Here is a 21,031-nt window from a genome sequence, read left to right as displayed (position 1 = left end):
AGCGGTTCAGCCGCCGACCGCGACACCGAACAGCATGCCCAGTCCGTAGGTGACCGCGGCCGCCGCGCCGCCGAGCACCAGCTGGCGCAGTCCGCTGAACCACCAGCTGCGGGCCGTGACCCTGGCGACCACCGCGCCGCAGCCGAAGAGCCCGGCCAGGGCCAGCAGCACGGCAGGCCACAGCGCGTCCGCGCCGAGCAGGTACGGCAGCAGGGGCAGCAGGGCGCCCAGCGCGAAGGCGCCGAACGAGGAGACGGCGGCGACGAGCGGCGAGGGCAGGTCGCCCGGGTCGATGCCGAGCTCCTCGCGGGCGTGGATCTCCAGGGCCTGCTCCGGGTCGCGCGACAGCTGCCGGGCGACCTCGCGGGCGAGGCCGGAGTCGACGCCGCGGGACTCGTAGAGCTCCGCCAGCTCCCGCTCCTCGTCCAGCGGGTGCTTGCGCAACTCCCGCCGCTCGACGTCGAGTTCGGCCTCGACCAGCTCGCGCTGCGAGGCGACGGAGGTGTACTCGCCGGCTGCCATCGAGAAGGCCCCGGCGGCCAGTCCGGCCAGTCCGGTGATCACGATCGTGCGGTGCGAGACGTCGCCGCCCGCGACCCCGGTCATCAGGGCGAGGTTCGAGACGAGACCGTCCATGGCCCCGAAGACCGCCGGCCGCAGCCAGCCACCGTTCACATCGCGGTGGGTGTGGTTGTCCCGGTGCGCCTCGTGCAGTACGGCGTCGGTCTCGATGATGGACACAGCTCTCCCCTTCTCCCGGAGCGGTGTTCACCGCTCCGGCCCCGTTCGACACCATCGAAAGTACGCACGAAAAATGGCCCCCGCCAGCAAGGCAGGCCGTACTTACCACTGTCTGTGACCAGGTAGGTACGGCTTGCCTTGCTGTCCGAAGGCCGTCATCCGAGTGGCCCTTTTGTGGCGATTACCGGCCTCTGTCCCGGCTCCGCGTGGCACAGATCCCACAGGTAGGACAACTGGCTCGGTACGAGCGAAGGGTCGACGCGATGGAGCTGATGGCGGGAAATCCGGCAGCGCCGCGAACGGACGGCACGCGAACGGACGGCACGGGGACGGACAGCGCGGGGACGGACGGCACGCGGGCGGCGGTACGAGGAGCGCCGGCCCCCGGCGAAACGGTCCGGGGCGGGACTTCTCCCGGCGAAACGGTCCGGGGCGGAACGATCCACGGCGGTACCGTCCGGGGCGGTCCGGCGGACCGGGCCAGGGGCTCGCTGCTGGGCCTCGCGGTCGGCGACGCGCTGGGCGCCCCCGCGGAGAACATGCGGCCCTCCGAGATCCGCCGCCGCTGGGGGCGGATCGAGGGCTTCGTGAGCGACGACCCGGCGGGCACCGACGACACGGAGTACGCGATCTTCTCCGGGCTGCTGCTGGCCCGGCACGGTTCGGCGCTGACCGTGACCCATGTCGAGCGGGCCTGGCGGCTGTGGATCGCGGACCTGGACGAGGGGCCGTTCCGCGGTGCCGGTTTCAGCGAGCGCGGCACGCTGGAGAACCTGCGCCGGGGGCTCGCCGCCCCGATCTCCGCCCAGCACCGGCACGCCTGGAGCGACGGTCTGGCGATGCGGGCGGCGCCGTTCGGCGTCTTCGCGGCGGGCCGCCCCGCGGAGGCGGCCCGGCTGGTCGCGGTGGACGGCCGGGTCAGCCATGAGGGCGAGGGCATCTACGGCGGCCAGGCGGTGGCGGCCGGGGTGGCGGCCGCCATGACGGGGTCCGGGGTCACCTCCGTGATCGCCGCCGCGCTCTCCGTCGTGCCGATGGACTCCTGGACGGCGCGTTCGCTGCGCCGCGCGGTGACCGCCGCCCAGCGCCCCTATCCGGACCGGCTCACGATGGAGCGCGCGGTGCGCTCGGCCGTGGTCGTCGGCGGCTACCCGTGGACGGACCTGGCTCCGGAGGCGGTCGGGCTGGCCTTCGGGGCGTTCGCCGCGGCGCGCGGCGACTTCCGTACGGCGGTGCTGACCGCGGTCAACATGGGCCGCGACGCCGACACCACGGCCGCGGTGGCGGGCGCGCTGGCCGGGGCGCTGCACGGGGCATCGGCCATTCCGGCGCACTGGGCGGCGGCGATCGGCCCGGTCCGGGGCAGCTGCCTGCCCTCGATGCGCGGCTACCACGTCCTGGACATCGCGGAACTCCTCACCCCGGCAGAGGCGGAGGCGGACGAGCGGGCCGGGCAGCGGCCCCCGGACCCCGGCCCCGGCGGCGCGGCGCCCCCTCCCGGTGACGGCACCGGCCGGGACCACGGGGCCCTCCCCGACACGGCCGACAGTCACGGCACCGGGCCCCGCGACGACGTACCGGCGGTGCGCCCGTGACCGGCACCGCCCGCCGCGCCCGGATCGAGGGGCTGCTCCTCGGGCTGGCCGCAGGGGACGCCGCCGGATGGCCGGCCGCGCGGCACCGGGCGGCCCGGATGCCGGAGTGGACCCGGCGCCTCACCCGCGAACTGGACACCTTCGCCGAGCAGAACGCGACCACCACCCTGCCCGTCCCCATCGCCCTCAACCAGCCGCCGGAGCCGCTGCGGCTGGGCCCCTCGGACGACGCCGAATGGGCGGCGTTCGCGGCCGGGACCGTGCTGACCTCCGCGGCGGGCCCGCTGCACGGCCTCTCCGCCGGCCGCCGGATCCGGGCCGCGGTGGACGTCGCCTGGAACGCGCTGGCCGCCGAGGTCGCCGCGGCCGCCGCACGGGCGCCGGAGGTCGAGTCGGCGGTCCTGCCGCTGCGGGCCCGGATCTCGGTCCGGGCCGGGCTCGGCAACCTCGCCGCCGGGCTGCGCCCGCCCGCCACCGGCCACGACAACCCGCACTACTTCGACGACGCGGCGTGCGTGCGGGCCGCTGTGCTGGCCGTCGTCCACCCCGGTGATCCGGCGGCCGCGGCCGATCTCGCGGAGTTCGACGCGCGGTACACCCAGGACGGCGACGGGGTGCACGGCGCGCGGGCGATGGCCGCCGCGATCGCGCAGGCGCTCGGCGGGGCGGACGTGGACACGGCGGTGAACGCCGCGCTGGCCCAGCTCCCGGAAGGCACCGAGATCGCCCGCAACGCCGCCCACGCGGTCCGGATCGCCCGCGACTTCGCCGGGGAGGCGGCCGGCGCCTTCGCCCTCGTACCGGTGCTGGAGCATCAGATCGTGGACCACGTCTACAGCTACGGGATCGCCGCGGCCGAGACCGTCCCGGTCGCCCTCGCCCTGGCCACCGCGGCCCGGGGCGAGATCGCGCAGGCCGTACCGTCCGCCGCCTGCCTGTCCCGGGTCGCTGATTCGGCGCCGGCCCTGGCCGGTGCGCTGACGGGCGCGCTCGGCGGTATCGCCACCGTGCCGGACGGCTGGCGCGAGGCCTGCCGCACCCTCGCGGGGTGCGCGCTGCCCCGTTTCGCGGGCACGGATCTGCTGGAACTCGCCGGGCTGCTGGCAGACACGGAACCGGCACCCTCGGGTGGACAATTCGGACATGACATCCACCGCGCCCCCGGCGCCCACGAGGTCCGCACCGCCCACGACACCCACGGCGCTCACGCTCGATGAACGGATCGCCGGCGCGCTCGTCGGCGCCGCCGTAGGTGACGCGCTCGGCGGTCCGGTCGAGGGGCGGCCCCCCGAGCAGATCGTGGCCCGGCACGGCGGGCGGATCACCGGCGTCGTCGGCCCCTGGGACGGCGACGACTGGCGGACCGCCCGCCCCATCGCCCCGTACCACAAGGGCGACGGGCACGTCACCGACGACACCTTGATGACCCATGCGCTGGTCCGGGTGTACGGCGAGGTGCGCGGCCATCTCGACGCGTACTCGGTCGCGGAGCACCTGGTACCGGAGCTGATCTCGAACCCCCGCTGGATTCCGGAGCTGGAGGCCGAGGCGCTGCCGCTCCAGCGGGTCTTCCTGGCCGAGAAGTGGATCGTCGCCCGGCTGCACTACGGCCATGTCGACCCGCGCGAGGCGGGCTCCGGGAACATCGTCAACTGCGGTGCGGCGATGTACATGGCGCCGGTCGGCCTGGTGAACGCGGCCCATCCGCAGGCCGCCTACGCCGAGGCGCTGGATGTCGCGGGCGCCCACCAGTCGTCGTACGGGAGGGAGGCGGCCGGAGTGTTCGCGGCCGCCGTCGCCGCGGCCTGCGTCCCGGGCGCCACGCCCACGAGTGTCGTCGAGACGTGTCTGTCGCTCGCCAAGGACGGCACCCGGGCGGCGATCGACGCGGTCTGCGAAACGGCCGTCGGATACCGGGACTTCGAGTCCGCCCTGGCCCCGCTGCGGGAGGCCGTCGCCCCCTTCGACACCGTGGGCCCCGACTACCGGGCCCCCTCGCTCGGCGCCCGCCGCCCCTCCCGGCTGCACGCCATCGAGGAACTCCCCGTCGCACTCGGCATGCTGCTCGTCGGGGACGGGGACTACCGGCGTACGGTCCTGGGCTCTGTCAACTACGGGCGGGACTGCGACTCGATCGCCACCATGAGCGGCGCCGTAGCGGGCGCCCTGCACGGCGAAGGCGCGATCCCCGCCGACTGGGTGAGCACGGTCGCCGGAGCCAGCCGCCTCGATCTGCACGCCCCGGCCCGGACCCTGGCGGAGGTCGCCCGCGAGGTGTTCGCACAGGACACGGCCCGCCGCCGCGCCCACGAGAGCGCCTTCGCCGCGCTGACGGGCGCGCCATGACCACGACCGTGCGGGCCACCTGGGTGCAGCCCGAGGACCTGGTCGGACACGAACTGCGGCAGGCCGCGCAGGACGGGCGCGACGCCCGGGACATCGAGCGCCGGTGGTACGAGGCCGGCGGATCACCCGCCCCGGACCGGGCGGGCGCCTCCGAGCACCCCGCACCGCCCGGACTGCGCGCGGTCGCCGGCCGGCTGCTGGACGAACTCGCCCTGCTGGAATCGCCGTTGGCCGACAACGAGCCGACCGGCCTGGACGCGATCCGGGCCGCCTGCCCGCGCTGGCCGCTCCCCCGCACGGACCCCTCCGGCGTGGACCGCGAGCGGCTGCACGCGGCCTGGCTCGGGCGGGCGGCGGGCTGCCTGCTCGGAAAACCGGTCGAGAAGCTGCCGCTGGAGGGCATCCGCGCCCTGGCCCGCGCCACCGGGAACTGGCCGCTCGCCACCTGGTTCACCGCCAGGGGGCTGCCCCCCGAACTGGCCGCCACCTACCCCTGGAACCGGCGCTCCGCGGCCACCTCGCTCGCGGAGAACATCGACGGGATGCCGGAGGACGACGACCTCAACCACCCCCTTCTGGCACTGGTGCTGCTCCGGCATCACGGCCGCTCGTTCACCACCGCCGACCTCGCCCGGCTCTGGCTCGACGAGCTTCCGGCGGGCCGGACGTTCACCGCGGAGCGGGTCGCGTACCGCAATCTGCTGGACGGCATCGAGCCGCCGGACACCGCCTCGTACCGCAATCCGTTCCGGGAGTGGATCGGTGCGCAGATCCGGGCCGACGTGCACGGCTGGACCCACCCCGGCGACCCGGCCGCGGCGGCGGAGCAGGCCCACCGGGACGCGGTCCTCACGCACACCGGGAACGGGGTGTACGGCGCCATGTTCGCCGCCGCCGCCCTGGCGGAGGCGGCCGGCGGCGAGGCCGACGTGCACGGCTGCCTGGCCGCCGGGCTCAGGGTCGTACCACCGCGTTCGCGGTTCGCACGGGCGGTACGGGACGGGATCGCGGCGGCCCACGGCGCCGCCGGCTTCGACAGTGTCGTCGACCTCCTCCACGCCAGGTACGGCCACTACCACTGGGTGCACGTGCTGCCCAACGCGGCGCTGCTCGCCGCCGCGCTCACGCACGCCGACGGCGACTTCTCCGGCTCGGTCTGCCGCGTGGTGTCCGGCGGCTGGGACACCGACTCCAACGGGGCGACCGCCGGTTCGCTCGCCGGACTGCTGGCCGGGCGGCCCGAAGCACTGCCCGACCGGTGGACCACCCCGCTGAAGAACCGACTCGCCACGTCCGTAACCGGTTTCGACTCGGTCGGCTTCGACACCCTCGCAGACCTGACCCACCGGCTCACCCACCAGGAGGCACTCCGCCCATGACCAGAGTCGCGGTGCTCGGCAGCACCAATATGGACCTCGTGGCCTACACCGACCGGGCCCCGGAGCGCGGACAGACCGTCACCGGACGGGAGTTCCGCACCGTTCCCGGCGGCAAGGGGGCCAACCAGGCGGTCGCGGCCGCCCGCGCGGGCGGCGACGTCATGATGATCGGCGCCGTCGGCAACGACGAGTACGGCCTCCGGCTGCGGGAGAACCTGGAGCACTCCGGCGTCGACACCGATCTGCTGCACACCGCCGAAGGGCCCAGCGGTACCGCGCACATCGTGGTGGACGCCAAGGGCTCCAACGCGATCGTGGTCATCCCCGGCGCGAACGGCGCCGTCACCGCGCTCGGTCCGGGCGAGATCGCCGCCGTCGCCGGCGCCGATCTGCTGCTGCTCCAGCTGGAACTGCCGCTGTCCGCCGTTATCGAGGGGGCGCGGGCCGGTCACGCCCAGGGAGTGCGCGTACTCCTCACCCCGTCGCCCGTGCAGGAGCTGCCCGACGAACTCCTGGACTGCGTGGACCTGCTGATCCCCAATGAGCACGAGGCGGCCGAGCTGTCCGGGCACACAGAACCGCACGCCGCGGCGGAGGTCCTCCTCGGCCACGTACCGGCGGTCCTCATCACACTCGGCTCGAAGGGCTCCCTGTACGCGGCCCGGGGCAGCACGGCCGTCCACTTCCCCGCCCCCGATGTGAGCGCCGTCGACACCACGGGCGCCGGTGACACCTTCGTCGGCGCCCTCGCGGTGGCCATCGGTGAAGGGCGGCCGGTGCCGCAGGCCGTCGCCTGGGCCTCCGCGGCCGCCGCGCTCTGCGTGCAGAAGCCCGGCGCCTCGACGTCCATGCCGTACCGCAGCGAAATCGACGCCGCGTGACCGGGACCGCGGCAGCGCCGCTGACCGGGCTGCGGGTCATCGACCTGGCCACGCTCTTCGCCGGGCCGCTGTGCGCCACCATGCTCGGTGACTACGGCGCCGAGGTGATCAAGGTCGAGCATCCGGGCCGCCCCGACCCGTCCCGGGGCCACGGCCCCACGAAGGACGGCATCGGACTGTGGTGGAAACTGCTCGGCCGCAACAAGCGCACCATGACCCTCGATCTGTCCGGGGCCGGTGGACGCGACATCCTGCTGCGGCTCGCCGCGGAGACCGATGTGATCATCGAGAACTTCCGGCCGGGCACGCTGGAGCGGTGGGGTCTTGGCTGGGAGGAACTGCACGCCGTCAACCCCCGGCTGGTGCTGGCCCGGGTCACCGGCTTCGGACAGTTCGGCCCGTACGCGCACCGGCCCGGTTTCGGAACGCTCGCGGAGGCGATGAGCGGCTTCGCGGCGATCACCGGGGAGCCGGACGGGCCGCCGACGCTACCCCCGTTCGGCCTCGCCGACTCGATCGCGGCGATCGCCACGGCGTTCGCGGTGATGACCGCGCTGGCCGGACGGGAGCGCACCGGTGAGGGGCAGGTCGTCGACCTGGCGATCATCGAACCGATCCTGACGGTGCTCGGCCCGCAGCCCCTCTGGTACGACCAGCTCGGCTACGTCCAGCCGCGCACCGGCAACCGTTCGCGCAACAACGCCCCGCGCAACACCTACCGCACCTCCGACGGGCAGTGGGTGGCCGTCTCCACCTCCGCGCAGTCCGTCGCGGAGCGGGTGATGCGCCTGGTGGGACGGGCGGAGCTGATCGACGAGCCGTGGTTCGGCTCCGGCACCACCCGCGCCGAGCACTGCGAGGAGCTCGACGAGGCGGTCGGCAACTGGATCGCCCGGCACACCCGGGACGACGCGATCTCCGCGTTCGAGAAGGCGGAGGCCGCCATCGCGCCCATCCACGACATCCGCGAGGTGATGGAGGACCCGCAGTACCGGGCGCTGGACTCCATCACCGAGGTCGACGACCCCGAGCTGGGTCCGCTGCGGATGCAGAACGTCCTGTTCCGGCTCTCCGCGACCCCGGGTGCGATCCGCTGGGCGGGGCGGCCGCACGGCGCGGACACCGAGGAGATCCTCACCGGGCTCGGTCTGAGCGGCGCGGAGATCTCGGCACTGCGCTCGGAGCGTGTCCTGTGACCGCGACGATCCCCCTCAGCTGGCTGTACGCCCCCGGGGACCGGCCGGACGTGGTGCGCAAGGCCCGTGCGTCGGGGGCGGACGTGGTGATCGTGGACCTGGAGGACGCGGTCGCCCCGGACCGCAAGGAGTACGCGCGGGCGGCCACCGTGGAGCTCCTCTCCGACCCGGTGGACAGCGGCGCGGTGCCGGTGCATGTGCGGGTCCACGCGGAGGCCGATGTACTGGCCCTGGCCGGGCTGCCGGGCCTCGCGGAACTGCGGCTGCCGAAGATCACCCACGCCGCCTCCGTCCATCACATCGCGGCGCTGGCCCCGGGCGTCGCGCTCTGCCCGCTGCTGGAGTCGGCACTCGGTATCGAGCACGCGTACTCGGTGGCCGCCGCCCATCCCCAGGTGCGCTCCATCGGCCTGGGCGAGGCGGATCTCCGGGCCGATCTGGGGGTGCGCGACGACGCGGGGCTCGACTGGTCGCGCAGTCGGGCGGTGGTCGCGTGCCGGGCGGCCGGGCTGGCCCCGCCGGCCCAGTCGGTGTTCCCGGACGTCCGGGACCTGGACGGACTGTGGGCGTCCTGCGCGCACGGGCGGGCGCTGGGGTTCCTGGGGCGGGCGGCGATCCATCCCCGGCAGCTCCCGGTGATCGAGCGGGCGTTCCGGCCGACGCCGCAGGAGATCGAGGCGGCGCAGGAGATCGTCGAGGCGGCCCGCGCGGAGGCGGGTGCGCTGGCCCTGCCGGACGGGCGCTTCGTGGACGCGGCGGTGGTGGCCTCGGCCCACCGCACGCTTGCCCTGGCCGGGCGCACGGTGGTGACCGGCCCACGCTGACCCCGGGCACCCTTTTCGTCCTCAGTCGCCGGACGGGCTCGGTTTCCGCCCCGGTCCGCGGAACCAAGCCGATCCGGGGCCCGCACGGACACAGCCTCAGACGGCACATCCGAGCCCGTCCGGCGATCGAGGGCACCCGGCGACGGGGGTCGTGGCGCACAACGACAGACGCCGAGGGGCCGCCGGATGGTCCGGCGGCCCCTCGGCGTGATGGTGCCGGCGTCAGCCCTTGGCCGTCTCCGCCGCGTCCTTCGTCTTCGACGGCTCGGACCCGGCCGCGGCATCGGACTCGACCGCCGCGTCCTCGGACTTCGCCTCACCGGACTTCGCGTCCTCGGATTTCGCTTCCTCGGACTTCGCGTCACCGGCTTCCGCGGCCTGGCCCTCAACCGAGTCGGACGCCTCCGGAGCCTTCGGCTCCTCCGGCTCGACGATCTCCTCGCGGCCCGGCCGCACCTTCGCCGAGATCACCATGTAGACGACCGCCAGTACGAACACGATCAGCGCGGTCCACACGTTCAGGCGCAGGCCCAGGATGTGGTGGGCCTCGTCGACCCGCATGTACTCGATCCACGCGCGGCCCGCGCAGTAGGACGCGACGTACAGCGCGAACGCCCGTCCGTGCCCGAGCTTGAACCGGCGGTCCGCCCAGATCACCAGGAGGGCCACGCCGATGCACCACAGCGACTCGTACAGGAACGTCGGGTGGTACGTGCCCGCCGCCCGGTTCGGGCCCTCGCTGATCTTCAGCGCCCACGGGACGTCGGTCTGCCGGCCGTACAGCTCCTGGTTGAACCAGTTGCCCCAGCGGCCGCAGGCCTGGGCCACGGCGATACCGGGGGCGAGCGCGTCGGCCCAGGCGGGCAGCGGGATCCCCCGGCGGCGGCAGCCGATCCAGGCACCGACCGCGCCGAGCGCGATCGCACCCCAGATCCCGAGGCCGCCCTGCCAGATCTTGAAGGCGTCGACCCAGTCCTCACCGTCGCTGAAGTACAGCTGGTAGTCGGTGATGACGTGGTAGAGCCTCCCGCCGACCAGGCCGAAGGGCACCGCCCAGACGGCGATGTCGGCAACCGTGCCGGCTCTGCCCCCTCGGGCGATCCAGCGCTTGTTGCCGAGCCAGACGGCGACAAACACACCGATGATGATGCAGAACGCGTAGCCGCGAAGCGGGATCGGGCCGAGATCGATCACGCCGGTCGACGGGCTGGGAATGTAGGCAAGGTCCATGGCAGGGTCGACGCTACCTTGCCGGGCGGGAGGTGCGGCAACCCGCCCGACAACTTCTGGGTAACGAGCCGGTCATCGATTCCCCGGGTATCCGCCGTTCAGGACCCCGACGGGGCGGGGGTGGCCGTGCCTTTCCCCTTGCCCTTGTTGGCCTCCGCGACCCACTTCTTCAGGTTGGCGACGGTGATCGGCTCGTTCCCCTTCTTGGGGAAGATCGACTGACCGTTGAGCAGCGCCGTCGGCGTGCCCTGGAAGCCGCCCTCGCGGAACGCCTTGTCGGACTTCTGGACCCAGCCGTCATGCGTGCCGTCCTCCACGCAGCCGCGGAAGGCGGGCGTGTCGAGCCCGTCGACCTTCTTGGACAGGTCGATCAGCTTCTTGTTGTCGCCGAAGGCGTCGTCGGCCTCCTGCGGCTGGTTGCGGTACAGGATGTCGTGGTACGCGGAGAACTTGCCCGCGTCCTGGGCGCAGGCCGCGGCGTTGGCGGCCTTGAGGGAGCCGGCGCCGCCGAGATTGCCGTCGATCAGCGTGGCGAGGTGGTATTCGACCTTGAGCTGCTTGCTCTGCTCCAGCTGATGGATCGTGTCCCGGAACGCGTTCTCGAACTGGGCGCAGACGGGGCAGCGGAAGTCCTCCCAGATCGTGAGCGTGGACGGTGCGTCGTCCGCTCCCACCTGGATGGCGAGGCTGTCTTTGCCGGTAGCGCCCGACGGTGCGACGGCGGGACCCGACGCCTTGTCCTTGCTGCCCTTCCCGCCGCTGTTGGCGGCGATCACGCCGACGACGGCGGCCAGGGCGAGCACACCCACCACGGCGGTCGAGACGATCAGCGTGCGGCGACGGCGCTCTCGCGCCTTCAGCTGCTCGCGCTGCTGGATCAGCCGGTCTCGCGCGGCCCTTTTTCCCTCTTGGTTCTTCTCGCTCACACCGCAGCAACGAACCGGGGAGGCACTCGCGTGCCTCCCCGGTCCCAGGTCCACCCATTCGGGTGACGCCCGGTATCAGCGCTTTCGAACACCTTCGGCCAGATCGGCCGCCAGTGAGCGGACGGCCGCCAGGCCGGCCGCCTCGTCGGGCGCCTCCAGCATGCACTTGACGAAGGCGGTACCGACGATGACCCCGTCCGCGAACCCGGCGACCTCGGCGGCCTGGTCCGCGTTGGAGACGCCGAGGCCGACGCAGACCGGGGTGGAGGTGGTGGCGCGGGTGCGCCGCACCAGGTCCTCTGCCTGCTCCCCGACCGAGACGCGGGTGCCGGTGACGCCCATCAGCGAGGCGGCGTAGACGAATCCGGAACCGGCCGCCGTGATGGTGGCGAGGCGCTCGTCCTTGCTGCTGGGCGCGACGACGAAGACGGTCGCGAGACCGTGCTTGGCCGCGTGCTCGCGCCACAGGGCGGACTCCTGGACCGGCAGGTCGGGCAGGATGCACCCGGCGCCGCCCGCCTCTGCCAGCTCGGCGGTGAAGCGCTCGACGCCGTACCGGTCGATCGGGTTCCAGTACGTCATGACCAGGATCGGGATCCCGGTGGCCTCGTACGCCTCGCGGACCGTGCGCATCACGTCGGCGATCTTCACGCCGCCGCGCAGCGCGATGTCGTCGGCGGTCTGGATGACCGGGCCGTCGAGCACCGGGTCGCTGTGCGGCAGGCCCACCTCGATGACGTCGGCGCCGCCGGCGGCCGCCGCCTTGACGGCCTCGATACCGCCGTCGACGGTCGGGAACCCGGCGGGCAGGTACGCGATCAGCGCCGCCCGGTCCTCGGCCTTGGCCGCGGCGAGGGTGGTGTCCAACAGCTCGATGTTGCCGCTCACTTGGCGTCCCCCTCGATCTCGGCGCCGTGGCCGGCCGCGTCCGCCTCGACGGCGGTGTCGGTCTCGTACAGCCCGAAGTACCGGGCCGCCGTGTCCATGTCCTTGTCGCCCCGGCCGGACAGGTTGACCAGGATCAGGCCGTCCTTGCCGAGCTCCTTGCCGACCTCCAGGGCACCGGCCAGCGCGTGCGCGCTCTCGATGGCCGGGATGATCCCCTCGGTGCGGGAGAGCAGCCGCAGCGCCTGCATGGCCGCGTCGTCGGTGACCGCGCGGTACTCGCCGCGGCCGATGTCCTTCAGGTAGGCGTGCTCCGGGCCGATGCCCGGGTAGTCCAGACCGGCCGAGATGGAGTACGGCTCGGTGATCTGGCCCTCCTCGTCCTGGAGGACGTAGCTGCGCGAGCCGTGCAGGATGCCGGGCTCGCCCTCGGTGAGGGTCGCCGCGTGCTCGCCGGTCTCCACCCCGTGCCCGGCCGGCTCGCAGCCGATGAGGCGGACGTCCGCGTCCGGGATGAGGGCGTGGAAGAGGCCGATGGCGTTGGAGCCGCCGCCGACGCAGGCGACCGCGGCATCCGGCAGCCGGCCGGTCCGTTCCAGGATCTGCCGCCTGGCCTCGACGCCGATGACGCGGTGGAAGTCGCGGACCATGGCAGGGAAGGGGTGCGGGCCGGCGACGGTACCGAAGAGGTAGTGCGTGCGGTCCACGTTGGCGACCCAGTCGCGGAACGCCTCGTTGATGGCGTCCTTGAGGGTGCGGGAGCCGGACTTCACGGCGATGACCTCGGCGCCGAGCATCCGCATCCGCGCCACGTTCAGCGCCTGGCGCTCGGTGTCGATCTCGCCCATGTAGATGGTGCAGTCGAGGCCGAAGAGGGCGCAGGCGGTCGCGGTGGCGACGCCGTGCTGGCCGGCCCCGGTCTCGGCGATGACCCGGGTCTTGCCCATGCGCCGGGTGAGGAGCGCCTGGCCCAGCACGTTGTTGATCTTGTGCGAGCCGGTGTGGTTGAGGTCCTCGCGCTTGAGGAAGATCCGGGCGCCGCCGGCGTGCTCGGCGAAGCGCGGCACCTCGGTCAGCGCGCTGGGGCGGCCGGTGTAGTTGACCATGAGCTCGTTGAGCTCGGCGGCGAACGCCGGGTCGGCCTTCGCCTTGTCGTACTCGACGGCGACCTCGTCCACGGCGGCGACGAGCGCCTCCGGGATGAACTTTCCGCCGTACGCGCCGAAGTACCCCTCGGCGCTGGGGATCAGACCCTCCGGGTCCGGAATGAAGAAGTCGGACGACATCTCGACGTGCTCCTCGGCATGGCATGGGGTGGATGCGTGGATTCACCGTATTGCGCCGTGAGCGAGGCGCCGCCTCGGCCGGGGGCCGGGCGGTGCGGGTCGTGCGGTTCCGCCGGAGGGCGGTGGGTGCGACGGCCGGGGCTCGCTCTACTGCGCGGACCCCGTGCGCCATCGCATGCCGTTGACCTGGCCGGGTTCGTCACCGATCACGTACCGCACCCGCCGGCCGTGCACGCGGCGCGCGGGGGCGCGGCAGCCGCGGGGGCGGCAGCCGCGGGCCAGCGGCGCGTGCGGGTCCCGGCCGGTGGCCGCGGCGGGGCGCAGGCCCGGCCGGACGCGGGGCGCGGAACGGTCAGCGGACACGGGTGAGGTCAGCCCCGTCCGTGCCGGAGGGCCGGGTGGGCGCCCGCGGCGACCAGGTCGGCGACGGCGACCCGCGGGTCGCGGCCGGTGACCAGGGACTCGCCGACCAGCACGGCGTCCGCGCCGGCGTTGGCGTAGGCGATGAGGTCGTGCGGGCCCCGGACACCGGACTCCGCGATCTTGACGATGTGGTCGGGGATCTCGGGGGCGACCCGCTCGAAGGTGGAGCGGTCGACCTTGAGGTCCTTCAGGTTGCGCGCGTTGACGCCGATGATCCGGGCGCCGGCGTCGACCGCGCGCTCCGCCTCCTCCTCGTCGTGCACCTCGACCAGCGGCGTCAGGCCGATGGACTCGGCGCGCTCGATCAGGGAGACCAGCGCCTCCTGGTCGAGGGCGGCGACGATCAGCAGGACGAGGTCGGCGCCGTACGCCCGCGCCTCCCACAGCTGGTAGGAGGTGACGATGAAGTCCTTGCGCAGGACCGGGATGTCGACCTTGGCGCGGACGGCCTCCAGGTCGGCGAGCGAACCGCCGAAGCGGCGCTCCTCGGTGAGGACCGAGATGACGGAGGCGCCGCCCGCCTCGTAGTCCGCGGCCAGTGCGGCCGGGTCGGCGATGGCGGCAAGGGCCCCCTTGGAGGGGCTGGAGCGCTTTACCTCGCAGATGACGGTCACGCCCTCGCCACGCAGGGCGGCGACTCCGTCCTTCGCCTGGGGAGCGCGCGCCGCGCGCTCCTTCAGCTCATCGAGGCTGACGCGCGCCTGCCGCTCCGCGAGGTCGGCGCGTACGCCGTCGATGATCTCGTCGAGCACACTCACGCGATCGGCCCCCTTCCGGGACGGTGACAAGAGAACAGGATCAGCCATGCCGATGGTATCCGCAGGAGGCCGATGGGCCCGCATCCGGCGGACGAATGTCCCACTACCTGGGCATTCACGTGGCCCGGTATCCGGGTGTTCACGGTGCCAGCGCCGATCCGAACGGCAGGTTCCGAACGACGGTGAAGATCAGCAGGACGGCTCCGATCGCCCACCAGTGGACGGGCCGCGGCGTGAACCGGGCGGGCTTCCCGGCTGCCGCGCGGACCATCCAGAGGACCCAGACCACGGCGAAGATCCCGTAGCCGATGACGGCGGGGGCGTTGGAGCCGAACGCCGTCCCGAGGTCGCCGTGGGCGACCGCGTAGGCACTGCGCAGCCCGCCGCAGCCGGGGCAGTAGATGCCGGTGAAGCGGAGCAGCGGGCAGACCGGGTAGTGGCCCGGCTCGTTGGGGTCGACCGAGCCGACCAGGGCGAAGGCCGCGAGGACGCCCGCCATGACCCCGGCCGGGGCGGCGGTCCGCCGCAGCCGTGAGGCGGGGGCGGGCGCCGGCGGGCGGACCGGCGGGAAGGGGTCCGGCTGCCCTGCGGGCGGAGCGGTCGCGGGCAGGTGGCCGCCGGGCGCCGCGGGCGGCCCTGACGGCGGCTCGGGGCCGTCGGGTGCGGGCCGGTGGCCGGGGGCGCCGGGCGCGGGGCGGTGGCCCGGCGTCGGCGGGGCGGCTGGAGAGGGCGAAGCGTCCACCCGGTGATTGTCGCCGCTGACGCGGAGAGGCGCAGCCCGATCCGGGCCGCGCCTCGCGTGCGTACGTCCCGCGGAGGGGGTCAGGAGGTCTGTGCCTGCCCGGCGCGGGCCCTGGCCTGGGCCAGCTCCGCCGACTCCTTCGGCATGCCGAGACCGGCGGCCTTCATCGCGAGCCCGACGATCCCGCCGATGACGGTGACGGCGATACCGGCCCAGAAGCCGAGCGGGTTGGCCGCGACCATGAAGACGCCTGCGATGCAGAAGCCGATGAACGAGATGATGACACCGGTCCAGGCGGCCGGGGTGTGTCCGTGGCTGCTGCCCGCCATGAGTTGCTCCTCGTTGGTGTTGCGCTGTTGGTATCGCTCGGTGTCGCTGTGCGCAGAGCCGGTGCCGCTGTGGGTGCCGCTGTGCTGTGAGCTCGGCCCATTGTCCCGTACGTGCGGACCGGACGTGAGCTGGGGGGTCATGCCTCGCGCGTCGGGTCCACGCCGCGGTCCAGGGCCTTCCACAGGTCCTCGGGCCGGTCGGGGTCCAGGGCCTTGGGGGCGGTCTTGCGGGGGCGCGGGGTGCCGTCGCGCTCGTACCGCCCGGACATGGTGGGCCAGCGCCTGCCGTAGCGCAGGGCGAGCAGCCCGGCGAGCAGGATCAGCAGCCCGCCGGCCGCGGTCACGTAGGGCCAGGCGGTGTGGCTGAGGGCGCCGATGGTGGCGGCGGTGTCGCCGGTGCTCCTGGCTGCCTGTTCGTCGAGCGCGGCGCTGTCGGAGGCGCCGAGGAAGGCGCTCAGCGCGGCGCCGAACCCGCTGAGGGCCAGCAGCCCCGCGACGAGCAGCCGGCCGCCGCTGCGGACGGCGAAGACGGCGACGAGGGCGGCCAGGCCGACGATGGCGAGGGCGGCCGGGACGCCGGTGACGTCCTGTCCGTCGGCGCTCAGCGGCAGGGCGCCGCCGCCGACGGAGGCCCGGCCCCGGGCCCAGGTCTGCCCGGACGCGAGGAGGACGACGGTGGCGCCGGCTGCCCCGAGGAGCAGGCCGGCGGCCAGGCTTCGGCGGCTCCCCGCGCTGTCGGGCGCGGAGACGGCTTCGGCACGGGGCTGGGGTACGGGGACAGCACTCACGTACCCCACTATCCCCTACCGCCCCGGAGTTACGGGCACACGGGGGGTGTGAGATCGAGCCCCGCCCGCGCGCCCCGGCCGCGCCGTCGGGCGCTCACGCGCCGCCGAGGCGGTTGGCCGTGTGGACGGCGCGCAGCACCGCCGCGGCCTTGTTGCGGCACTCGGTGTCCTCCGCGACCGGATCGGAGTCCGCGACGACCCCCGCCCCGGCCTGGACGTATGCCGTTCCGTCGCGCAGCAGGGCGGTGCGGATGGCGATGGCCGTGTCGGAGTCCCCGGCGAAGTCGAGGTAGCCGACGCAGCCGCCGTACAGCCCTCGGCGGGTGGGTTCGAGCTCCTCGATGATCTGCATGGCGCGCGGTTTCGGGGCGCCGGAGAGGGTGCCCGCGGGGAAGCAGGAGGTGAGGACGTCGAAGGCGGTGTGGCCCTCGGCGACGCGGCCGGTGACGGTGGAGACGATGTGCATCACGTGCGAGTAGCGCTCGACCGACATGAAGTCGACGACCTCGACGCTGCCGGGCTCGCAGACCCGTCCCAGGTCGTTGCGGCCGAGGTCGACGAGCATCAGGTGCTCGGCGCGCTCCTTCGGGTCGGCCAGCAGCTCCTCCGCGAGGGCCTGGTCCTCCTGCGGGGTGGCGCCCCTGTGCCGGGTCCCGGCGATCGGGTGGACCATCGCGCGGCCGTCCTCGACCTTGACGAGCGCCTCGGGGCTGGAGCCCGCGACGTCGAAGCCGTCGAACCGGAAGAGGTACATGTACGGCGAGGGGTTGGTGGCGCGCAGCACCCGGTAGACGTCCAGCGCGCTTGCCGTGCACGGCGTTTCGAAGCGCTGGGAGGGGACGACCTGGAAGGCCTCGCCGGCCCTGATCCGCTCCTTCACGTCCTCGACGGCGTCCTGGTAGGCCTTGCCGCCCCACAGCGCGGTGTAGGGCGGGAGCTCGGAGGGCGGCAGGGCGGCGGGGGCGTTGTCGACGGGGCGGCTCAGGTCCCGCTCCATGGCGTCGAGCCGGGCCACCGCGTCGGTGTAGGCCTCGTCGACTCCGGTGGCCAGGTCGTTGTGGTTGATCGCGTTGGCGATGAGCAGGACGCTGCCGTCCCAGTGGTCGAGGACGGCGAGGTCGGAGGTGAGCAGCATGGTCAGCTCGGGGAGCCCGAGGTCGTCGCCCCCGCTCTCGCCGATCTTCTCCAGTCGGCGCACGATGTCGTAGCCGAGGTAGCCGACCATGCCGCCGGTGAAGGGCGGCAGTCCGGACTCCTGCTCGTGCGGGGTGTGCAGGGTCTCGATGGTGGCGCGCAGGGCCTGGAGCGGGTCGCCGTCGACCGGGACGCCGACCGGAGGGGTGCCCAGCCAGTGGGCCTCGCCGTCGCGGGCGGTGAGCGTGGCGGCGCTGCGTACCCCGATGAAGGAGTAGCGCGACCAGGTCCGGCCGTTCTCCGCGGATTCCAGGAGGAAGGTTCCGGTGCGCTCGCCCGCGAGCTTGCGGTAGAGGCCGACCGGCGTGTCACCGTCCGCGAGGAGCCGGCGGGTGACGGGGATGACGCGCCGGTCGATGGCCAGCTTCCGGAAGGTGTCGAAGTCCATGGCGGCTGACCCTACTGTCCGAGCGGGAGGACGTCGGCGTCGAAACAGGTGCGGTCGCCGGTGTGGCAGGCGGCACCCGTCTGGTCGACCCGGACGAGAACGGTGTCGGCGTCGCAGTCCAGCGCCACGGACTTGACCTGCTGGATGTGGCCGGAGGTGTCGCCCTTGACCCAGTACTCCTGGCGGCTGCGCGACCAGTAGGTGCAGCGGCCGGTGGTCAGCGTGCGGTGCAGCGCCTCGTCGTCCATCCAGCCGAGCATCAGCACCTCGCCGGTGTCGTACTGCTGGGCGATGGCCGGGACGAGTCCGTCGGCGCCGCGCTTGAGGCGGGCGGCGACGGCGGGGTCCAGGCCGCTGGCGGGCGGTGGGGTGCCGGGCGTGGGCGAGCTGGTCATGTCCCCATTGTGCCGTGGCCGGGAGGGCCGTCCGGGCGGGCGTCCACTGGGCGGACGCTGGACACCGGTCGTACGCTGGCGGACATGTCGACCCATGCGAAGCGCGAACGACTTCTGCTTGCCGATCTGTTGGAGGGGGCGGGCCCGGAGGCCCCGACCCTCTGCCACGGCTGGACGGCCCGGGATCTGGCGGCCCATGTGGTGGTGCGGGAGCGCAGGCCCGACGCGGCGGCCGGGCTGGTGATCGGCCCGCTGAAGAGCCGGAGCGAGCGGATCAGAGACGAGTTCACCTCAAAGCCGTACGAGGAGCTGATCCAGCTCATCCGTACGGGGCCGCCGCGGATGTCCCCGTTCGGCGTGAAGCAGCTGGACGAGGCCGCCAACACCGTGGAGTTCTACGTCCATACGGAGGACGTGCGCCGGGCCCGGCCCGACTGGACGGCGCGGGAGCTGGACCCGGTCTTCGCCGATGTCCTGTGGTCGCGTACCGAGAAGGCGGCCCGGATGCTGGGGCGCAAGGCGCCGGTGGGTCTGGTGCTGCGCCGCCCCAACGGCCAGACCGCGGTCGCGCACAAGGGCACCCCGGTGGTGACGGTGACCGGTGAGCCGGGCGAGCTGCTGCTGTTCGCGTTCGGGCGGCAGGACGCCGCGCGGGTGGAGCTGGAGGGCGACCAGGACGCGATCGCCCGGGTGACGACGGCGAAGCTCGGGATGTAGGCCTCGCGTCTGGACCATGCCGGGCTCGTGCGGTCAGCGCGGCAGTTCGGCGCGGCGCAGCGCGCGGGGCAGCAGGCCCATCACCGCCCCCGCCCCGCAGAGCGAGGCGCTGGCGACGAAGACCGGGCCGGTGCCCCAGAGGGCGACGGCCACGCCGGTGACCGGGTAGCTGAGCGGCGAGAGCGCGTGGGTGAAGAGCGTCGAGACCGAAGTGACGCGGCCCAGGTAGGCGGGGTCGGCGGCGGTCTGGATGAGGGCTCCGCACAGGGCGCCGCCCAGGCCCGCGAAGAGCCCGACGAGGAGCGCGACACCGGCCGCGAGGGGTACCGAGGGTGCGTACGCCAGGGCGCCGATGGCGACCGCGCCGGTCAGTACGGTGAGGCACATGGTGAGCCCCGCCCTGGGGACCCGGCCGCGCACGGCGAGGAGCAGGGCGGAGGCGCCCGCGCCGATGCCGAAGGCGGCGATGACCCAGCCCATGCCGGAGGCGCCCCAGCCGCGCTCCTCGCTGAGCAGGATCAGGCCCAGGTTGAGCGGTCCGACGAAGCCCAGCTCGCTGACGGCGACAACGAGCATCAGCGGTCCGAGCAGCGGGTGGCGGCGGATGTGACGCACCCCGTCGGCGAGTTCGCGCCAGGCGGTGCCGGGGGGTGCGGCCTCGGCGGCGTCCGCCACCGGCAGCGGGCGCATCCGTACGGCGAGCAGCAGCGGCAGCGAGAGGGCGAAGAGCACACCGGCCGCGGCGAAGGCGAGGACCGGGCCGCCGATGGCCACGGCGACACCGCCGAGCGGGGCGCCCACCACGGTCGCGGTCCGGGTGGCGAGGCCGCGCATCCCCTGGACCCGGGCGAGCTGTCCGGCGGCGGTGATCCTCGGCGGCATGGCTCCGACGGCGGGCAGGAAGAGGGCGTCGGCGGCGCCGAAGACCAGGGCGACGGCGATCAGCATCCACACCGTGGGCGAGGTGAGGAGCAGTGTCCCGGCCAGGCCGAGGATGACGAGACAGCGGGCGGTGTCGCTGACGACCACGACGCGGCGCGGCCCGAACCGGTCCGCGAGGACTCCCCCGCCGAGCAGCAGCAGGGCCCTGGGTATGGAGCCGACGGCGAGCACGAGGCCGGTCTGGGAGGCGCTTCCGGTGCGGGCGGCGGCCCAGGCGAGGGCCATGTAGTAGACGCTGTCCCCGATCGTGGACGCGGTGTAGGCGCCGAGCCAGCGCAGCACGTTGCCGTCGCGGTGGGCGGGGCGTACCGGAGCCTCTGGGGGTGTGAGCGTGGCGGTCACGGGGCGGGTCCTCTCGGGTGGCCGGGTCAGGTCCGGAACGGGAATCCGTACAGGTGCAGGGCGACGTTCTCGCGGTTCTCCGTGTCGCCGGCCTCGTCGCGGGCGCGGCCCCGCTCCTCGTACCGGTTGATGACCTCGTGCAGCTCGCGTTCGAGCGAGGAGAGCTCCTCGGGGTTCAGCCGGGCCAGGTACTCGGAGGTGAAGGAGCTCTTGCGCCACGGGGGTGTCCAGCTCCGGTACGCGTCCAGGAAGCGGCGGTACAGCTCGATGTGCTGGTCGAACGAGAGCCGGCTGACGGCGGTGTGGGTGGCGGCCTTCTCCGGCGCGTCGCTGAAGTCCTCGTCGTGGAAGCGGAGCCCCTTCGAGGCGGGCTGCCACCAGCGCTCACGGCCGTCCCTGCCGGGTCCGTCGGCCGCTTCGATCAGGCCGTGGTCGGCGAGCTTGCGCAGGTGGTAGCTGACGAGTGAGACCTGTTCGTCGACCTGTTCCGCGAGCTGGGAGGCGGTGGCCTGCCGGGCGATGTAGAGCGCCCGGTAGAGCTTCATCCGCAGCGGGTGCCCGAACGCCTTGAGCGTCCCGAGGTCGGACACCCTGCGTGATTCGTTGCTTGCCATGCCTCCACGGTAGATAGAAAAGAAACCTTGCGCAATATCTGTTGCGCAATAAATGTTGCGAAACTCGGGCCTGTCGCGGCGGCACACATGGAGACGCCACCGGCCCGCAA

22 protein-coding genes are annotated in these 21,031 nt (G+C 73.6%); 8 read left to right on the top strand and 14 right to left on the bottom strand.

Going from position 1 to position 21,031, the window contains the following annotated elements:
- Window positions 1–6 precede the first annotated feature (6 nt).
- A complete protein-coding gene (locus ACIP89_RS05435) occupies window positions 7–741 on the bottom strand; it encodes a VIT1/CCC1 transporter family protein (protein WP_401923038.1) in 735 nt (244 codons plus the stop codon).
- A 263-nt stretch (window positions 742–1,004) separates the two neighbouring features.
- Between ACIP89_RS05435 and ACIP89_RS05430 the strand changes: the two genes are divergently transcribed.
- The 7 genes from ACIP89_RS05430 to ACIP89_RS05400 are packed head-to-tail and all read left to right on the top strand — an operon-like array spanning window position 1,005 to window position 8,962.
- Window positions 1,005–2,336 (top strand): ADP-ribosylglycohydrolase family protein, encoded by a 1,332-nt coding sequence (locus tag ACIP89_RS05430; RefSeq protein WP_402113492.1) that lies wholly within the window; start codon window positions 1,005–1,007, stop codon window positions 2,334–2,336.
- Window positions 2,333–3,553 (top strand): ADP-ribosylglycohydrolase family protein, encoded by a 1,221-nt coding sequence (locus ACIP89_RS05425; RefSeq protein WP_402113115.1) that lies wholly within the window; start codon window positions 2,333–2,335, stop codon window positions 3,551–3,553. The genes ACIP89_RS05430 and ACIP89_RS05425 overlap by 4 nt, the downstream gene beginning before the upstream one ends.
- Window positions 3,480–4,682 carry an ADP-ribosylglycohydrolase family protein gene (locus ACIP89_RS05420; protein ID WP_402113113.1) on the top strand — a complete coding sequence of 401 codons (1,203 nt, stop codon included), beginning with the start codon at window positions 3,480–3,482 and terminating at the stop codon, window positions 4,680–4,682. Before ACIP89_RS05425 ends, ACIP89_RS05420 begins: the two co-directional genes overlap by 74 nt.
- The gene (locus ACIP89_RS05415; protein WP_402113110.1) at window positions 4,679–6,061 is read left to right on the top strand and encodes an ADP-ribosylglycohydrolase family protein; all 1,383 of its coding nucleotides are present in this window, start codon (window positions 4,679–4,681) and stop codon (window positions 6,059–6,061) included. Before ACIP89_RS05420 ends, ACIP89_RS05415 begins: the two co-directional genes overlap by 4 nt.
- Window positions 6,058–6,942 carry a ribokinase gene (rbsK, locus tag ACIP89_RS05410; protein ID WP_401923028.1) on the top strand — a complete coding sequence of 295 codons (885 nt, stop codon included), beginning with the start codon at window positions 6,058–6,060 and terminating at the stop codon, window positions 6,940–6,942. Before ACIP89_RS05415 ends, rbsK begins: the two co-directional genes overlap by 4 nt.
- Window positions 6,939–8,138 (top strand): CaiB/BaiF CoA transferase family protein, encoded by a 1,200-nt coding sequence (locus ACIP89_RS05405; RefSeq protein WP_402113108.1) that lies wholly within the window; start codon window positions 6,939–6,941, stop codon window positions 8,136–8,138. Before rbsK ends, ACIP89_RS05405 begins: the two co-directional genes overlap by 4 nt.
- Window positions 8,135–8,962 carry an HpcH/HpaI aldolase/citrate lyase family protein gene (locus ACIP89_RS05400; RefSeq protein WP_401923024.1) on the top strand — a complete coding sequence of 276 codons (828 nt, stop codon included), beginning with the start codon at window positions 8,135–8,137 and terminating at the stop codon, window positions 8,960–8,962. Before ACIP89_RS05405 ends, ACIP89_RS05400 begins: the two co-directional genes overlap by 4 nt.
- Window positions 8,963–9,184: 222 nt before the next feature.
- Here the strand turns inward: ACIP89_RS05400 and lgt are convergent, their stop codons facing one another.
- From lgt to hisI, 11 genes are all read right to left on the bottom strand, one after another.
- Window positions 9,185–10,192, bottom strand: coding sequence for a prolipoprotein diacylglyceryl transferase (gene lgt / locus ACIP89_RS05395; RefSeq protein WP_402113105.1), 1,008 nt, complete (start codon window positions 10,190–10,192; stop codon window positions 9,185–9,187).
- A 98-nt stretch (window positions 10,193–10,290) separates the two neighbouring features.
- Window positions 10,291–11,118: a thioredoxin domain-containing protein gene (locus tag ACIP89_RS05390; RefSeq protein ID WP_402113102.1), complete on the bottom strand. Its 828-nt coding sequence runs from the start codon at window positions 11,116–11,118 to the stop codon at window positions 10,291–10,293.
- A 75-nt stretch (window positions 11,119–11,193) separates the two neighbouring features.
- Entirely contained in the window at window positions 11,194–12,006 is an 813-nt protein-coding gene (gene trpA, locus ACIP89_RS05385; RefSeq protein WP_402113099.1) for a tryptophan synthase subunit alpha, read from the bottom strand.
- Entirely contained in the window at window positions 12,003–13,289 is a 1,287-nt protein-coding gene (gene trpB / locus ACIP89_RS05380) for a tryptophan synthase subunit beta (RefSeq protein WP_401923014.1), read from the bottom strand. Before trpB ends, trpA begins: the two co-directional genes overlap by 4 nt.
- A 147-nt stretch (window positions 13,290–13,436) precedes the next feature.
- Entirely contained in the window at window positions 13,437–13,652 is a 216-nt protein-coding gene (trpM, locus tag ACIP89_RS05375) for a tryptophan biosynthesis modulator TrpM (RefSeq protein WP_393614625.1), read from the bottom strand.
- A gap of 8 nt (window positions 13,653–13,660) precedes the next feature.
- Entirely contained in the window at window positions 13,661–14,470 is an 810-nt protein-coding gene (trpC, locus tag ACIP89_RS05370) for an indole-3-glycerol phosphate synthase TrpC (protein ID WP_401923012.1), read from the bottom strand.
- 139 nt (window positions 14,471–14,609) lie between these two features.
- The gene (locus ACIP89_RS05365) at window positions 14,610–15,212 is read right to left on the bottom strand and encodes a DUF2752 domain-containing protein (protein ID WP_402113096.1); all 603 of its coding nucleotides are present in this window, start codon (window positions 15,210–15,212) and stop codon (window positions 14,610–14,612) included.
- 80 nt (window positions 15,213–15,292) lie between these two features.
- On the bottom strand, window positions 15,293–15,541 hold the full coding sequence (locus ACIP89_RS05360) for an HGxxPAAW family protein (protein ID WP_123471445.1): 249 nt from the start codon (window positions 15,539–15,541) through the stop codon (window positions 15,293–15,295).
- Window positions 15,542–15,678: 137 nt separating this feature from the next.
- Window positions 15,679–16,338 carry a TIGR02234 family membrane protein gene (locus ACIP89_RS05355; protein WP_401925524.1) on the bottom strand — a complete coding sequence of 220 codons (660 nt, stop codon included), beginning with the start codon at window positions 16,336–16,338 and terminating at the stop codon, window positions 15,679–15,681.
- Window positions 16,339–16,423: 85 nt separating this feature from the next.
- Window positions 16,424–17,911, bottom strand: coding sequence for an anthranilate synthase component I (locus tag ACIP89_RS05350; protein WP_402113093.1), 1,488 nt, complete (start codon window positions 17,909–17,911; stop codon window positions 16,424–16,426).
- Between the two features lie 11 nt (window positions 17,912–17,922).
- Window positions 17,923–18,306, bottom strand: a complete 384-nt coding sequence (gene hisI / locus ACIP89_RS05345) for a phosphoribosyl-AMP cyclohydrolase (RefSeq protein WP_390090469.1) — start codon at window positions 18,304–18,306, stop codon at window positions 17,923–17,925.
- An 84-nt stretch (window positions 18,307–18,390) separates the two neighbouring features.
- Here hisI and ACIP89_RS05340 point away from each other — a divergent pair, with 84 nt between their 5' ends.
- Window positions 18,391–19,023 (top strand): TIGR03085 family metal-binding protein, encoded by a 633-nt coding sequence (locus tag ACIP89_RS05340; protein WP_401923003.1) that lies wholly within the window; start codon window positions 18,391–18,393, stop codon window positions 19,021–19,023.
- A gap of 33 nt (window positions 19,024–19,056) precedes the next feature.
- Here the strand turns inward: ACIP89_RS05340 and ACIP89_RS05335 are convergent, their stop codons facing one another.
- A complete protein-coding gene (locus ACIP89_RS05335; RefSeq protein ID WP_402113090.1) occupies window positions 19,057–20,307 on the bottom strand; it encodes an MFS transporter in 1,251 nt (416 codons plus the stop codon).
- A 26-nt stretch (window positions 20,308–20,333) separates the two neighbouring features.
- Window positions 20,334–20,921 (bottom strand): ArsR/SmtB family transcription factor, encoded by a 588-nt coding sequence (locus tag ACIP89_RS05330; RefSeq protein WP_401922999.1) that lies wholly within the window; start codon window positions 20,919–20,921, stop codon window positions 20,334–20,336.
- Window positions 20,922–21,031 lie beyond the last annotated feature (110 nt).

This window comes from Streptomyces sp. NPDC088730, from assembly GCF_044751215.1.
In the GTDB taxonomy this organism is placed as follows: domain Bacteria; phylum Actinomycetota; class Actinomycetes; order Streptomycetales; family Streptomycetaceae; genus Streptomyces.
The sequence above is the reverse complement of the archived record's forward strand: the minus strand, read 5'-3'. Positions and strand labels throughout refer to the sequence as shown.

Excerpts from the sequence above, each read along its gene's own strand:
- ACIP89_RS05420 (WP_402113113.1), top strand. The coding sequence starts at position 3,480 with ATGACATCCACCGCGCCCCCGGCGCCCACGAGGTCCGCACCGCCCACG.
- trpB (WP_401923014.1), bottom strand. The coding sequence starts at position 13,289 with ATGTCGTCCGACTTCTTCATTCCGGACCCGGAGGGTCTGATCCCCAGC.
- ACIP89_RS05430 (WP_402113492.1), top strand. The coding sequence starts at position 1,005 with ATGGAGCTGATGGCGGGAAATCCGGCAGCGCCGCGAACGGACGGCACG.
- ACIP89_RS05350 (WP_402113093.1), bottom strand. The coding sequence starts at position 17,911 with ATGGACTTCGACACCTTCCGGAAGCTGGCCATCGACCGGCGCGTCATC.
- hisI (WP_390090469.1), bottom strand. The coding sequence starts at position 18,306 with ATGACCAGCTCGCCCACGCCCGGCACCCCACCGCCCGCCAGCGGCCTG.
- ACIP89_RS05415 (WP_402113110.1), top strand. The coding sequence starts at position 4,679 with ATGACCACGACCGTGCGGGCCACCTGGGTGCAGCCCGAGGACCTGGTC.
- rbsK (WP_401923028.1), top strand. The coding sequence starts at position 6,058 with ATGACCAGAGTCGCGGTGCTCGGCAGCACCAATATGGACCTCGTGGCC.
- lgt (WP_402113105.1), bottom strand. The coding sequence starts at position 10,192 with ATGGACCTTGCCTACATTCCCAGCCCGTCGACCGGCGTGATCGATCTC.
- ACIP89_RS05330 (WP_401922999.1), bottom strand. The coding sequence starts at position 20,921 with ATGGCAAGCAACGAATCACGCAGGGTGTCCGACCTCGGGACGCTCAAG.
- ACIP89_RS05340 (WP_401923003.1), top strand. The coding sequence starts at position 18,391 with ATGTCGACCCATGCGAAGCGCGAACGACTTCTGCTTGCCGATCTGTTG.
- ACIP89_RS05360 (WP_123471445.1), bottom strand. The coding sequence starts at position 15,541 with ATGGCGGGCAGCAGCCACGGACACACCCCGGCCGCCTGGACCGGTGTC.